18 protein-coding genes are annotated in these 13700 nt (G+C 64.2%); 12 read left to right on the top strand and 6 right to left on the bottom strand.

Annotated elements, in window-relative coordinates; translation table 11 throughout:
- Positions 1-42: 42 nt before the first annotated feature.
- Positions 43-1068: an integron integrase gene (locus tag ABUE11_RS00755; protein ID WP_367067058.1), complete on the bottom strand. Its 1026-nt coding sequence runs from the start codon at positions 1066-1068 to the stop codon at positions 43-45.
- Positions 1069-1262: 194 nt separating this feature from the next.
- On the bottom strand, positions 1263-1403 hold the full coding sequence (locus ABUE11_RS00750; protein WP_367067056.1) for a hypothetical protein: 141 nt from the start codon (positions 1401-1403) through the stop codon (positions 1263-1265).
- 77 nt (positions 1404-1480) lie between these two features.
- Here ABUE11_RS00750 and ABUE11_RS00745 point away from each other — a divergent pair, with 77 nt between their 5' ends.
- The 3 genes from ABUE11_RS00745 (at position 1481) to ABUE11_RS00735 (ending at position 2508) form a co-directional block, all read left to right on the top strand.
- Entirely contained in the window at positions 1481-1675 is a 195-nt protein-coding gene (locus tag ABUE11_RS00745) for a hypothetical protein (protein ID WP_367067054.1), read from the top strand.
- Positions 1676-1744: 69 nt separating this feature from the next.
- The gene (locus ABUE11_RS00740; RefSeq protein ID WP_367067052.1) at positions 1745-2155 is read left to right on the top strand and encodes a hypothetical protein; all 411 of its coding nucleotides are present in this window, start codon (positions 1745-1747) and stop codon (positions 2153-2155) included.
- Between the two features lie 89 nt (positions 2156-2244).
- Positions 2245-2508: a DUF1010 domain-containing protein gene (locus ABUE11_RS00735; protein ID WP_367067050.1), complete on the top strand. Its 264-nt coding sequence runs from the start codon at positions 2245-2247 to the stop codon at positions 2506-2508.
- 300 nt (positions 2509-2808) lie between these two features.
- Here ABUE11_RS00735 and ABUE11_RS00730 read toward each other — a convergent pair whose 3' ends face one another.
- Positions 2809-3858: an IS110 family transposase gene (locus ABUE11_RS00730; RefSeq protein WP_367067049.1), complete on the bottom strand. Its 1050-nt coding sequence runs from the start codon at positions 3856-3858 to the stop codon at positions 2809-2811.
- A 181-nt stretch (positions 3859-4039) separates the two neighbouring features.
- Here ABUE11_RS00730 and ABUE11_RS00725 point away from each other — a divergent pair, with 181 nt between their 5' ends.
- A complete protein-coding gene (locus tag ABUE11_RS00725) occupies positions 4040-4714 on the top strand; it encodes a hypothetical protein (RefSeq protein WP_367067047.1) in 675 nt (224 codons plus the stop codon).
- Between the two features lie 120 nt (positions 4715-4834).
- Positions 4835-5854 carry an IS30 family transposase gene (locus tag ABUE11_RS00720; RefSeq protein WP_367067046.1) on the top strand — a complete coding sequence of 340 codons (1020 nt, stop codon included), beginning with the start codon at positions 4835-4837 and terminating at the stop codon, positions 5852-5854.
- Between the two features lie 3 nt (positions 5855-5857).
- Here ABUE11_RS00720 and ABUE11_RS00715 read toward each other — a convergent pair whose 3' ends face one another.
- Positions 5858-6130, bottom strand: coding sequence for a hypothetical protein (locus ABUE11_RS00715; RefSeq protein ID WP_367067045.1), 273 nt, complete (start codon positions 6128-6130; stop codon positions 5858-5860).
- Between the two features lie 375 nt (positions 6131-6505).
- Here ABUE11_RS00715 and ABUE11_RS00710 point away from each other — a divergent pair, with 375 nt between their 5' ends.
- The 3 genes from ABUE11_RS00710 to ABUE11_RS00700 all read left to right on the top strand — a co-directional run bounded on the left by ABUE11_RS00710 (position 6506) and on the right by ABUE11_RS00700 (position 7687).
- Positions 6506-6733, top strand: a complete 228-nt coding sequence (locus ABUE11_RS00710; RefSeq protein WP_367067044.1) for a hypothetical protein — start codon at positions 6506-6508, stop codon at positions 6731-6733.
- 137 nt (positions 6734-6870) lie between these two features.
- Positions 6871-7227, top strand: coding sequence for a DMT family protein (locus ABUE11_RS00705; protein ID WP_367067043.1), 357 nt, complete (start codon positions 6871-6873; stop codon positions 7225-7227).
- 76 nt (positions 7228-7303) lie between these two features.
- Entirely contained in the window at positions 7304-7687 is a 384-nt protein-coding gene (locus ABUE11_RS00700; RefSeq protein ID WP_367067042.1) for a YnfA family protein, read from the top strand.
- 40 nt (positions 7688-7727) lie between these two features.
- Here the strand turns inward: ABUE11_RS00700 and ABUE11_RS00695 are convergent, their stop codons facing one another.
- A complete protein-coding gene (locus tag ABUE11_RS00695; protein WP_367067041.1) occupies positions 7728-8942 on the bottom strand; it encodes a multidrug effflux MFS transporter in 1215 nt (404 codons plus the stop codon).
- A 76-nt stretch (positions 8943-9018) separates the two neighbouring features.
- On the opposite strand from ABUE11_RS00695, the gene ABUE11_RS00690 reads away from it, so the two are divergent.
- From ABUE11_RS00690 to ABUE11_RS00675, 4 genes are all read left to right on the top strand, one after another.
- On the top strand, positions 9019-9807 hold the full coding sequence (locus ABUE11_RS00690; protein WP_367067040.1) for an IclR family transcriptional regulator: 789 nt from the start codon (positions 9019-9021) through the stop codon (positions 9805-9807).
- Between the two features lie 102 nt (positions 9808-9909).
- Positions 9910-10260: a gamma-glutamylcyclotransferase family protein gene (locus tag ABUE11_RS00685; RefSeq protein ID WP_367067039.1), complete on the top strand. Its 351-nt coding sequence runs from the start codon at positions 9910-9912 to the stop codon at positions 10258-10260.
- A 91-nt stretch (positions 10261-10351) separates the two neighbouring features.
- Positions 10352-10996, top strand: coding sequence for a response regulator transcription factor (locus tag ABUE11_RS00680; protein WP_367067038.1), 645 nt, complete (start codon positions 10352-10354; stop codon positions 10994-10996).
- Positions 10993-12705 carry a hybrid sensor histidine kinase/response regulator gene (locus ABUE11_RS00675; RefSeq protein ID WP_367067037.1) on the top strand — a complete coding sequence of 571 codons (1713 nt, stop codon included), beginning with the start codon at positions 10993-10995 and terminating at the stop codon, positions 12703-12705. Before ABUE11_RS00680 ends, ABUE11_RS00675 begins: the two co-directional genes overlap by 4 nt.
- On the opposite strand, the gene ABUE11_RS00670 is transcribed toward ABUE11_RS00675, so the two are convergent.
- Positions 12706-13482 (bottom strand): hypothetical protein, encoded by a 777-nt coding sequence (locus tag ABUE11_RS00670; protein ID WP_367067035.1) that lies wholly within the window; start codon positions 13480-13482, stop codon positions 12706-12708.
- Positions 13483-13700 lie beyond the last annotated feature (218 nt).

Here is a 13700-nt window from a genome sequence, read left to right as displayed (position 1 = left end):
CCACGCGCCAAAAGCAGGGCAGCGCCATGGCGAGGCGCCCAGCTACAGCGCATCGAGCGGGCTCAACACGCCGCGCCCGCCCTTGTTGAGCACATGGGTGTAGATCATTGTCGTGCTCACGTCGGCATGACCGAGCAATTCCTGCACCGTGCGAATGTCATAGCCCGCCTGCAGCAGATGCGTGGCAAACGAATGGCGCAGCACATGGGGCGACACCGGCTTGGCAATCTCGGCGCGCCGCGCCGCCTCGCGCACGGCGCGCTGCACCGACTCGGGGTAGACATGGTGGCGCCGCTCCAGCCGCTCGCCACCGTGCGCGTCCGGGCGCGGGTCGAGCGAGCGCACCGGCGACGGAAATACCCACTGCCAGACCCAATCCCGATCGGCTCGCGGATATTTGACGGCCAGCGCATGCGGCAGCAATACCCGGCCAAAACCCGCAGCCAGGTCCTTTTGATGCAGAGCCTGGGATTTATTCAATTGCGCCTGCAAAGGCGCAATCAGATTTTCTGGCAATACCGTGACGCGGTCCTTGTTACCCTTTCCCTCGCGCACCACGATTTCACGGCGCTCGAATTCAATATCCTTGACGCGCAGGCGCAGCGCCTCCATCAAACGCAGGCCCGTGCCATACATCAACCGCACGATCAGCCCTGCCGTGCCCTCGGTATGCAATAACAGCGCGCGCACCTCGGACGGCGTGAGCACCACCGGCAAACGCCGCGGCCGCCGCGCCTGCACCACCTCATCGAGCCAGGGCAAATCCATGCCCAATACCTGTTTGTACAAATACAAAAGCGCCGCCTTGGCCTGATTTTGCGTAGAGGCCGACACCTGCCGGTCCACGGCCAGATGGCTCAAAAACGCCTCGACCTCGGCCGCCCCCATGTCCTGCGGATGGCGTTTGCCATGGAACAAGATAAAGCGCCGCGCCCAGTCGATATAGGCCTCTTCGGTACGTATGCTGTAGTGCCGGGTACGCAGATGGATGCGCATGCGATCGAGCAGCTTGGGCGGCTGCGCCTGCGTGGGAGCGGGGCCGGCGGGGGCTGCGGCGTCCTGTGTCATCCGCAAAATTTTAGGTTTGGCTAAGCGGCCGCACGAGAGGGTCTGCCCCTAGATGTTGCAAAATGTATTGCGTTGTACGACTTCATCCGCTAGGATCTCCGTCGTCTAATTCCAGTTAGTCCCGCTTTAAATCCGCTTTATTTGGCCCATGCTTTTTCAAACGGCATTTACTTTTTCAGGCGCTACTCAGCGCCTCACTTGCCGTTTCTCCGGGCTTCGCCTGCATTCGCTACGCCAATTTGTAGGTTTTTTATCAGCATCGCGCCGCCTCGGTAGCGTTGTGCTTTTTCATAGTTCGTGCCCGTCTTCAAATTGGGGTTTTCCTGTTTTGGCATTCGGGTCTAACCTTACGCTCAAGCCGACCCGCTAAAGCGGGCGGCTTATCTGGCCCGTTAGCTAAAAAGGAAACGCAATGAAGGCATCAGTCAAAGAAATTCAGGATTCCGGGAAAGTAATTGTTCTCGATGATGGTTCAAAGTGGTCTGTTAGCTCATTCGACGCCTTCAACACTCGTATGTGGATGCGTTTTGACAGCATCGAGATCAACTTTAATAAGCTCACCAACCTCAGCCGGGGAAGTCAAACAGTTGATGCGCGCCGCGTCTGATTATTCACCTAACCCGCCGCTCAAGCCGATCCGCCTACGGCGGCCGGCTTACCTTGTCCGTTGTGCTTTATGAAATTTCCTGCCTTACCTATTCTTGGTGGACTAGCGATCGCTTGCGCGAGCTTTATCGGTGGATGTCTTTACAAAGCACACTCTCAAGAAGCAATCACTGAGGTGAAATGCAGCAGCATTGAGGGCGGACGAGATTGTTTGATTAACGTCAAAAACAAGTCCATTCCAGATGCGCGTGTCTGCTGGGAAATGCACAGTGTTTGCAAGAATGGGAATAAGTCTATGGCTAAGAAATGTGTTCGATCTACATTGACGCCCGGGGTCGAAATTCGAGCGCTTGTAGCAAACCAAGAATTCTCTAATTATGAAATATGTGACCAAATCACCGCATCTGGCCTCGAGTCACTCTATGTCATTGGTGACTTCACCCGCATTGAATTCCCGGAAACGCCCACCCCTCAAAAATAGCGGCACAACCCGACGCTCAAGCGGATCCGCCTACGGCGGCCCGCTTAGCTAGTTCGTTAGTCCCGCTTTAAATCCGCTTTATTTGGCCCATGCTTTTTCCAACGGCATTCAGTTTCTCAGGCGCTATTCAGTGCCTTGCTGGCCGTTGTGCTGGGCTTCGCCTGCGGGCGGTTTGCTTGTTTCAAGCTTTTTTGGCCTTTGGCGCTTTCGCAGCAAGCGCTACCAGCTATCATTTTCCATGCGTTGCGTCGCCTCGGTGGCGCAGTGCTTTTTCGCAGTTCGCGCCCGTCGCCAAGTTGGGGTTTCCCGTTTTGGCCATCGGGTCTAACTGTTTACAGGGACTTCCCACATAGTCAACAAGCGCAGGCCATCCACATTCCTTGGTGACGGTATTTCTACGTTGGCGCAAAGAGACGATGCTGCAAACGAGGAACAGACTGCACATCTACAGACGGCCTTGTTGCACCGCTTCAGTGGTGCGGACCCAGATACGAACCGCTCGGTAAGGCCCCATTCCGTTCCCGTGGTAGTGGCCGCTATCGGCTCCACAAACAGTTAGTCGGGCTTGTCTCACCGCCGGTCTGACCTGTTCAAAGCATCTTCGGTATCACGCCTGGCAAGAAATCGGTTAAAAGAAAATCGCTTGCGGGGGTTCAGCCAGGTTTGACGCTGACGTGTCGCGCGTCATAGGCCTGCCCCTTGGTCATCACGGCCCACAGAATGCGGGCGTTCTTGTTGGCCAGTGCCACGGCCGCCTTCTGCCAGCCGCACTTCTCGCGCAGGCCATGTACCCAGCGCGAGACTGGGTCATCGCGCTTGTGCGCCGTCCACACCACCGACTTGGCTCCCTGGATGAGCAGCGTGCGCAAGTACATATCGCCCCGGCGGGTGATGCCACCCAGGTTGTTCTTGCCCCCGCTGGAGTGTTGCCGGGGTGTCAGGCCCAGCCACGCGCCGAACTGTGGGCCGTTGCGAAATTGCTTGAAGTCGCCCACGGTGGCGATGGCTGCCGATGCGCCCACCGGCCCCACGCCCATGAGTTGCTGCGCCAATGCAGCCTGCGCATCGGCCTTGATGTGGGCGCTGATGCGTTCATCGCACCAGGCCAGGTGGGCATCGAGTTCGGCCCACTGCGCCTGGGCGCGCTGCAGCGCCATGCGCGCTATCCCACCGAGTTCATTGCTGGCGTCTTCCAGCGCATCGGGCAGGGCCTGGCGCAGGGCCTCGGGCTTTTGCGGGAACACCAGGCCGAACTCGGCCAGTAGGCCGCGGATGCGGTTGATGCAGGCCGTGCGCTCGGCCTTGAAGCCTTCGCGCAGGCGGTGCACGCACAGCAGGCTTTGTTGCTCTACTGTTTTGATGGGCACGAAGTGCATGTGCGGGCGACCAGCGGCTTCGCAGATGGCGGCGGCATCATTGGCATCGTTTTTACCGGTCTTGCCCTGCATGCGGTAGGGGGCGACGAGGTGGGCGGCAATGATGCGGGCATCCAGGCCCATGGCGCGCAGGCGGCGCGCCCAGTGGTGCGCGCTGGAGCTCGCCTCCATGGCGAGCATGCAGCCAGGCGCAAGCTGGGCGCACCAGGCAAGAAATTTGTCACGGCTCAATGCGCGGCTGGTGATGCGCTGGCCTCTGGCATCAACGGCGTGAACCTGAAGGACTCGCTTGGCCAGATCGACCCCAACTCGTGTAATCTCGCTCATGGGACTTCCCCTTTCAACATGGGTTTCAGATTGACTTCCAAAACCAATCTTGGCACTTTGATGCCGTCGCCCGGAAGTGGGAAGTCCCTTCGTATTCCGTCGCAGCCGACCGCCTACGGCGTCGGCTGAACTCAGGGCGTTAGGCTTAAACCAATCAGCACAAGCTTCAATCGAGGGAAAAATGATTAATAAAAAGCAGTACATCCGATTAACCATCGTTCTTGTAATTCCCCTGCTGGCATTTGGTTGGTGGTTGGCCGACGAAGAGGTCCTCCTTTCACGGCACCACGTCATTAATTGCGAAGAGTTTGATTCACACATAAGTTGCCACAGCTTCTCCGTCACAAAGAACACCGCAGATAATTGGCTCCATCGAAACGGCGCCGTTACACTATGGGGCGCACGACTTGCAGGCGGTTTTCACCACCCGATAGTTACCTTAGGGCACTCCGAAATAAAGTTTGTCGATGGCAAAACGATCACTCTCCCTCCCACTGATGGCGGCATCAAGAAATTTTTAAACCTACCGCCAAGATCAATCGAAGACCATCCTTTTGCGTCATGCGAAATATCCCCATTTGCGGACGACATCAAAAACTGGGGGTACTCGTGCAGCGGACATGACTTTATTCCAGATGGCTTTTATTTCCAGGATGAGCAAACAAATCACAAGTTTCAAGAAGCCAGAAAACTTATTGGGAAACTACGCGCAAGCAACGAGAATATGCAAATCAGAGCATTTTTGGCCTCTTTTCTAGCTCCCATCATCTCCTACATCCTACTGTCTGTATCATTATTTTTAATAATGAAAATTGTCAAATATGTAGTCTATGGACGCAAGAGCGGTGCAGCCTAACAAATCATTCCAGCGGACGTTAGGCACTTCACCGTATGGATTCGCAAGTTTTAGCAGCAATAATCAGTGGGCGGTCTCAACTCCGAAGTGCAACACCCGCACCCGGGGTAATGTACGCAAATGAGATCGACATACACGCACTTGCAGCCTGAAGAGAGAATGACGCTGGCATCGCTGTACCAACAGGGCTGGAGCCTCAGGGCCATTGCCAAGCTGCAAGGGCGCAGCCCCAGCACCATCAGCCGCGAGCTGCGGCGCAATGCCTGCGAAGGCAGCTACGCCAGCGCAGTGGCCCAACGCCTGTGCACGCAGCGACGCATTGACTCCCGCCCCTTGCCCAAACTGCATGGCGATGGTTGTCTGTGGTACCTGGTGAGCACCATGCTCAGCTGGTTGTGGTCGCCTCAGCAAATTGCCCGCACACTCAAGCGCATGTACCCCAACGATTCGGCCATGCACGCCAGCCACGAGAGCATCTACACCGCCATCTACGCCTACCCGCGCGGGGAGCTGCGTCGCCAGCTCATCTCGCTGCTGCGCCAGGGCAAGAGTACGCGCCGCCCCCGGTCGGCGGGCCAGGACAGGCGCGGGCAGATTCCCGACATGGTCTCTATCCATGTGCGCCCGCCCGAGGTCAATGACCGCGTGATGCCGGGCCACTGGGAGGGCGACCTGATCAAGGGAGCGGGTAACAAGTCTGCTGTGGGCGTGTTGGTGGAGCGTTCGACCCGCCTGGTACTGCTGTGCAAGATGCCCGACGCCTCGGCCGAGAGTGCGCTTGCCGCGTTTACCAACAAGCTGCGCCAGATCGCCGAGCCCATGCGCCAGACGCTCACCTACGACCAAGGCAAGGAGATGGCGCGGCACAAGGAGCTCGCGGCGGCCACGGGCATGCGCGTGTACTTCTGCGATCCGCACAGCCCTTGGCAGAAGGGCAGCTGCGAAAACACCAATGGCCTGCTGCGCCAGATGCTGCCCAAGGGCACAGACTTGAGCGTGCATGACCAGGATGCGCTGGACTCCATGGCCGACTTGATGAACAACCGGCCCAGGCAGACGCTGGGCTGGGACTCGCCCTATCAGGCGTTCCAGAAATTCATGGCCGCCATCAACGAGAAAAACGCAGCTACCATTCATTGAATATCAACCAGTGGTGTTGCACTTCGGAGTTGAGACCGCCTTTCCATCCTCGCGGCAGCCGCAGCGTTTTTCTCGTTGTGCTTTTTGTTCGCCGGCACGCCAGACAATGCGGGATTGCTTGCGTTGCTCAATCCGGTAGACGCAGTAAATGGACTCGCCTTCACGCTGGCATTTGCTGCCGGCATGCCCACCGCGGCCGCGGTTGTCGCTGCCATCGCCGTGTTCGTCACGGCTCCTGTGGTGCTCTTGATCGTGCATCGGCTCGTTCGCCGTCATGGTGGCTAGCTCGCCCGACGGCACGGCTGTGGCGACCACGGCCGTGGGCCGCCTGAAAGGCGCCTGGGCAGGAAGGACAAGTCCGGCGATCGAGCCTGTCTGTGTGCTCTGCCCTCCGTCTTGCGCTACGCGTGTCCGGTTGGCAGTGTGGGTGTGCCTTGACGGCCCCAGAATCGGCAACAGGACAATGGCTATGACCATTGGCAATGCAGTTCAGCGTGGAGCATTCGTTTATGTCTACGACGACAAGAACGGCCGATAGCGTCCATCCCCATGGGAAGCGGCGAGGAAGTCGGCCTGGCGGGATACACGGGGTCTGCGGTGGCCGTTCGTTGCGGCGCGTTGATGCCTGTATTCGATGAGGCGGACCAACCCATGCGCCGATTCTGGTTTGGTATGTTGTGGGCCGTTGCGGGCTATGTCGCGGGGGCGTTTGGCGGCGGCCTGCTGGTGTCGCTGCTGTCGTCCAACACCCATGACCGCGCCATCGAGGCGGCGATGACCGGGGCGTTCATGTTCGGTCCGCTGGTTGCCGTGGCTGCGTTCGCGATCGGATTCGCCCGCGCCGGGCGCCGTGGCGGCACGGATGACGCGCGCAGATAGGCCGGGACGGGCCGGGCCTGCGGTGATCTGCCCGTGCAGCGGGCGCACAATCGCCCTCTGAACCAGCCAGCCGGCGGCAAGTCGTTCCACCATGACGACGCCGGCGTTTCAGGCATTGGACAACTGACAAACAACAAATGCGCTCGATTGGCCTATCCATTTTTCTGCTGATGGTCAGCAACGTCTTCATGACATTTGCCTGGTATGCGCATCTGAGGGATCTGAGCTCCAAGCCCTGGATCATTGCGGCCGTGACGAGCTGGGGCATCGCCTTCTTTGAATACATGCTGCAGGTGCCGGCCAACCGTATCGGCTATGCGGAGCTGTCGCTCGGGCAGCTGAAGATTCTTCAGGAGGTCATCACCCTGTCGGTGTTTGTGCCGTTTGCCATCTTCTACATGAAGGAGCCGCCAAAGCTCGACTATCTGTGGGCGGGTCTTTGCATTCTTGGCGCGGTGTTTTTCATTTTCCGCAGCAAATGGACCGGCGCGTGACCGATCGCTGTGGCGGGTGGGCAAGCGCCTGTGCTTGCCGCCGCCGGGTTCATGGCTGCACCCAACGGGAAAAGGCATGGAATTCTTCAAGGTGCTCGCCCTCTTCGCCCTGACGGCGCTCGCGGAGATCGTGGGCTGTTATCTGCCCTATCTGTGGTTGCGCCAGGGGCACAGCGCCTGGCTGCTGGTCCCGGCGGCCTTCAGCCTTGCGGCCTTTGCCTGGTTGCTCACGCTGCACCCTCAGGCGGCGGGGCGCGTCTATGCGGCCTATGGCGGGGTGTATATCGGCGTGGCGCTCGTCTGGCTCTGGGCCGTTGATTCCATCCGGCCCACGGTCACGGACGGCGTGGGGGTGGCCGTGTGCCTGCTGGGCATGGCCATCATCATGTTCGGGCCGCGCCATGCGCCGCAGGACGCCCCGTCCCAGGCCCCGACTTCGCAGCGGCAGGGGCACGGCTGAGTCTTGGCAAGGCCGCGCGCGGCGCAGGACCTTTGCGCCGCTATGCGAAGGCGGCGACCTTGCGTATGCGCGCCGGCGCCGCAAACCACAGCAGGCTGGCGAGCGCGCCGCACGCGGCGATGGCGCCCGTCATGGGCCAGGCGGTGCCGTTTTGCAGCGCGGCGACGATGCCGCTGACCAGGAAGGCGAAGCCGAACTGCGCCACGCCGATCAGCGACGACCCACTGCCGAAGGACTGGCGGCTGGCCGCCATGGCGATGGCGGCCGCGTTCGCGCCGATGAGGCCCAGCGAGCCTATGGCCAGCCACAGCGTGACCAGCAGGGCCGCCAGGCTGCCCGACGCCGCCGCGGCCAGCGTGCCCAGGCCGGCGGCCAGGTTCAGCACCAGCGCCGCGCCCATGACCGCGCCCGGCTCGGCCCGGCGCAAGGCCCAGCGGTTGACCTGCGAGAACACCACGAGCGCGCAGGCGATCAGCGCGAACAGCCAGCCATAGGCCTGGGCGCTGACCGAATGCAGCGTCATGAACACGAAGGGCGAGCCGGTGATGAACGCGAACATGCAGGCCTGGGCGAAGCCGCCGACCAGCGCGGGCACGACGAAGCGCCCGTCGCCCAACAGCGCGCCCCACATGCGCAGCACATGGGCCGGCGAATGGCGCTGGCGCCGCTGCGGCGGCAGGGTTTCGGGGATGTGCAGCCACACCAGCACCGCGCACAGCAGGCCGAAGCCCAGCATCACGATGAAGATGGTCTTCCAGCCGGCCTCGGTGATGATGAAGCCGCCCAGGATGGGCGAGAGGATGGGCCCGAGCGCCATCACCACCAGCAGCAGCGACAGCGCCCGCGCCCCCTCGCGCGGGTTGAGCAGGTCGGCAATGATGGCCCGGCCGACGATCATGCCCGCGGCCCCGCCGACCGCCTGCAGAAAGCGCAGTGCGGTGAAGAGATGGATGTCGGAGGTGACCAGGCACGCCAGCGTGGCGGCGATGTAGAGCGCGATGCCCGCGAGCAGCGGCGCGCGCCGGCCCCAGCGGTCGATCAGGGGGCCGTACAGGGCCTGCCCCACCGCGAGCCCGAGGAAGAAGACGGACAGCGTGACCTCGATGCCGCCCTCGGCCACGCCGAAGTATTCGGCCATCTTGTGAAAGCCGGGCAGGTACATGTCGGTTGCCAGCGGCGCGAAGGCCGCGAGCAGACCCAGGATGCCGATGATGCGCGGCATGTTCGCCGGGCCGGGGGCGTTGCTTTTGTTCATGAAATGGGGATGTGAGGTGGTGGGTTCGCTAGAATGACCGTACAGTGGTCACCTGGAACCATTACGCGGTTATTTTATGACGAACCCCACCATTTCGCAGGCGGCGGCCCGGCCATCGCAGGACGGCGACAGCCGCCAGGTCATCGCGCGCGCGGCCACGCTGCTGCGCGCGCTCGAATCTGCGCCCCAGGGCCTGACCATTGCCGAGCTCGCACGCGCCGCGGCACTGCCGCGCACCACGGTGACCCGGCTGGCCGCCGCGCTGCAGGCGGAGGGCCTGGTGGCGACCGACGGCCGGCGGCTGGGCCTGGGCCCGGCCCTTTTGCGCATGGCCGCCGCCATGCGGCCCGACGCGCGCGCCCTGGTCAGGCCGCATCTGGAGCGCCTGGCGCGCGATTCGCGCGAGACGGTGGACCTTTGGGTGGAGCGCGATGCCTTCGTCGAGATCGTCGACGAGGTGGTGTCCGATCAGGAGGTGCGCGTGGCCGCGACGCCCGGCATGCGCCTGCCCCTGCATTCGACCGCGCCGGGCAAGGCGCTGCTGGCCGCGCGCGACGACGCGCAGGTCGCAAGCCGGCTCGCCCGGGTTGGCCTGCCCATGCACACGGCCCGCACGCTCACGAGCACCGATGGACTCATGCAGGCGCTGGCAGAGGTGCGCCGCACCGGCCTGGCCATGGACGAGGAGGAGCATGCCGACGACGTATCGGCCATCGCCATGGTGGTGGACCTGGGCCTGCCCGAGCGCTACGCCATCGCCGTGGCCGCGCCCGCGCGCAGGTTCCGCCAGCAGCGCGAGCGCCTGCAGGCGGCGCTGCGCGGCTGCGTGGAGGCGATCCACGCCCAGACCATGCCGGCACGCTGACGGCATCAGCCGGTGGCGCCGGACGGCGACATGCCCGCGACAGTGAACAGGCGGGCGCCGGGTTCACAATGGCCCCCGCTATTCACTTCACCGCAATCACCCATGCCGCTTCTCTTCTCCTACGGCACGCTGCAGCAGGCCAACGTGCAGACCGCCACCTTCGGCCGACTTCTCGAGGGCCGGCCCGATGCCCTGGTGGGCTACGAACAGTCCATGGTCGCCATCGACGACCCCGAGGTCGTGCGCACGAGCGGCAAGACCCACCACCCCATCGTGCGGCATTCGGGCGACGCCACGGCGCGCGTCACCGGGACGGTGTTCGAGATCACGGACCAGGAGCTCGCGCAGGCCGACGAGTACGAGGTGGCGGCCTACCGGCGCGTGTGGGCGCCGCTGGCCTCGGGCGGCCATGCCTGGGTCTATGTCGATGCGCGGTTTGCGCCGCAGGCATAGCGCGGCGGTGGTGGCGGCCGCGGCATGCGCATGACCAAGGTCACCTCCCGGGCAGTTGTCGCACGGCTTGCCGAGGAGTACTCTGGCATGCATGACCGCCGAATCTCCTGCCCAGGGCATCTGGCCGCATGACGTGACCATCCTCATTGCCGACGACCACCATCTGGTGCGCGACGGCTTGCGGCTGATGGTGGGGGCGATGTTTCCGCACGCGCGCCTGGTCGAAGCCGCGGATGGCGCCGAGCTGATGCGCCAGGCCAGGCGGCTGGGCGGTCATGCGCTGGCGCTGGTCGATCTCAACATGCCGGGCATGGACAGGGGTGCCATGCTCGCGGCGCTGGCACGCGAGTTTCCGGGGCTGAGGGTGGTCGTCGTGTCCGCGCTCACGTCGCCGGACGTCGTGCGGCGCGCGCTGGCGCTGCCCACCGTGCACGCCTTCGTGCCCAAGAGCGCGGACACGCAGCGCATGCGCCGCGCCCTCGATGCCGCGCTGCGCGGCGAGCACCTGGCCTACGACCCGCCGCCGGAGGAGTCCGAGCCACCCGCCGATGCCGGCCTGACCCCGCGCATGCAGGAGATCCGCCTGCTGCTGCGCCAGGGCATGTCCAACAAGGCCATCGCGCAAAGGCTCCATCTGTCGGAAGGCACGGTCAAGAACTACATGACCGACATCTTCCGCGTGCTCAGCGTCAGCAACCGCACCCAGGCCGCGCAGTACAACACGGACACTTCATGAGCCTCATGCTGCCCCCGCCCGAGCATCGGGGTCAGACACAGACGTTGCAGCTGTATGTGCTGATTCGCGCCTGCGAGTTGCTGGGTGCACTGCTGTTCCTGCCGGCGCTGCCGTGGTGGCAGCCGACCCTGTGGTTCGTGCTGGTGGCCGCTGCCGGCAGCTGGGGCTTCTGGCGCGTGCGCCAGCCCGCATTCAAGCGCTTGCCCAAGGCGCAGCGGCGCGCCATCTACCGCCGCTATGTCTGGCAATCGTCGGTCGCCGTGGGCAGTGCGGGCTTTCTGCTCTATGTGCCGGGCAACCACAACCTGCACGCGCTGCTGGGGCTGTACATGACCATGGCCGCGGGCCTGGTGGCGATGTGGGGCGTGCGGGACCTGCAGCGCTCTGCGGTGGCCGTGTGCCTGATCATGAGCCCCATGGTGCTGCGCTTTCTGTACGACGGCGTGATGGGCCCGCGCCCGATGATGGTGGTGCTGGCCGGCTGCGGCGCGCTGCTGGGCGTGATCATCGTCTACACCGCCACGGTGCAGGCGCGGCGCATGGAGCAGGAGGCCGTGCTGCGCCGCCAGGCGGAACGCGCGGCCGACACCATGGCCGAGCTGAGCCTGGCCAAGTCGCGCTTCTTTGCGGCCGTGAGCCATGACCTGCGCCAGCCGGTGCATGCCATCGGCCTTTACCTCGAGCTGCTGACGCAGGCCCGCATGCTGCACGACGACCCCGATGCGCGGCGCAGCGTGGAGGGCATACGCCAGTCATGGGTGGCGCTGGACACGCTGCTGTCGCAGGTGCTGGATCTCACGCGCATGGATGCGGGCACGCTGCGCGCCAATCTCAGTGCACTGGAGCTCGCGCCGCTGATGCGGGCCGTCGTCATGCAGCACAGCGCTGCGGCGGAGAGCGCCGGCGTGCGCGTGATTGCGCTGCTCAAGGACGAGCAACCGCGCCATGTGTTCGCCGACGAGCTCATGCTGCGCCGGCTGCTCGGCAACCTGGTGGACAACGCGATCAAGTTCTCGCGGCCGGGGCAACGCGTGCTGCTGACATTGCGCCCCGGAGAGCAGTGCTGGCACATGCAGGTGCGCGACTGCGGGCCCGGCATCGCGCCCGAGCTGCACGAGAGCGTGTTCGAAGAGTTCGTCCAGCTCGACAACCAGGCGCGCGATCGCGCCCAGGGCTATGGCCTGGGCCTGGCCATTTCGCGGCGCTTTGCGCAGCTGATGCTGGGCCAGCTCACGCTGCGCTCCGCGCCCGGCCGGGGCAGCTGCTTCACACTGTCGCTGCCACGCGCCAGCGCACCGGTGGCGGCGACGGCGCTGCATGTCGACGGTGCGAACGCGCCGCCATCGGCCGATACCGGCATGGACCTGGCGCGGCGCGACATTCTTCTGGTGGAGGACGATCCCCTGGTGGCCGATGCCATGTGCCAACTGCTCGGCCGCTGGGGCCAGACGGTGCGCCATGTGGCGACCGCGCATGACGCCTGGGCCGCGCGCGACTTCGGGCAGCTGGCCATCTGCGACGTGCGCCTGCCCGGTGGCGGCAACGGCTTCGATCTGGCGTTGCAGCTGCGCGCGCTGGGCAAGCAGGTGGTACTCATCAGTGGCGAGACCGATGCCGCGCTGAAGACGCGCGCCGCGGCCGCCAATCTGCGCCTGCTCACCAAGCCGGTGTCGGGCGTGCAGATGCTGGCGATGCTGCGCGGGGGCTGATCAGCCGCCCGTGGTCGGGGCCGGTGCCAGGCCCCGCATCGGGTTGCCGTCCAGGTCGACTCCGGGCGGCAGGCTGGGGCCCGAGGCAACGCCCTGCAGACGGTTGAACGACACATCGAAGCGCCGCAGCCGATCGAGCCCGTCGAGCCTGGGAACGATGCCGCTGAGCTGGTTGTTCGACGCATCGAACTCGCGCAGCCGCGTGAGCCCGCGCATCGATGGCAGCGGGCCGTGCAGCGCGTTGTTGGCCACCACCAGGCGTTCGAGGCTGGGCAGCGCATGCAGCGAGGGAAGCGGCCCCGTCAGCAGGTTGTTGTGCGCCGTCACAACGCGCAATTCACGCATGCCGGCCAGCGGTGGCAACGCGCCTTGCAGGTAGTTGAGCGACACCCTCAGCACCTGCAGACGGCGCAGGGCCTGCAGCGATGGCAGGCGCCCGCGCAGCCCGTTGTTGGAAAGCTCCAGGGACACGACATGCTCGCCCCGCTCATCGCAGCGCACGCCGTACCAGCGGCATTCGGTGCCCGAGGGACCACCCCAGCCCGTGTTTATGGTCCACGCGGGGCCTGCCGTCCGCGCATACAGCGCCAGCAGGGCCTGGCGCTCCGACGGCGCAAGCGCGCCCGCGGGCGGCTCCGGCGCTGAGGCGCCACGGGCCGTACAGGCGATCAGGCCGGCAAACAGGCCCGTGAGCAGGCGGGCCACATGGCCCAGGCGCAGCGCGCGGGCTTCATGTTGCGCCGCATGGCGTGGCATTGATGGGATGGAAGCGGACATCTCGGTGCTCCTGACTCGGGTGAATGGTTCATCGCGCGACCCCAAGCCAGCCCCGCGCCGGCGCGATCGCCTCCAATGCAACCGCACTGCAGGTTAGGACTCGGCATCCACCGCGTCACCCTGAAGAAGGTCACCTCGACGATCACGGCGGCACACCGCTGCGGCCATCGCCCGGGCCACCTCCGAGGTCACCGGGGGCGCCATGCGTGATGCCCTCG

The sequence above is a fragment of the Oryzisolibacter sp. LB2S genome, from assembly GCF_040732315.1.
GTDB lineage: Bacteria > Pseudomonadota > Gammaproteobacteria > Burkholderiales > Burkholderiaceae_C > Alicycliphilus > Alicycliphilus soli.
The sequence above is the reverse complement of the archived record's forward strand: the minus strand, read 5'-3'. Positions and strand labels throughout refer to the sequence as shown.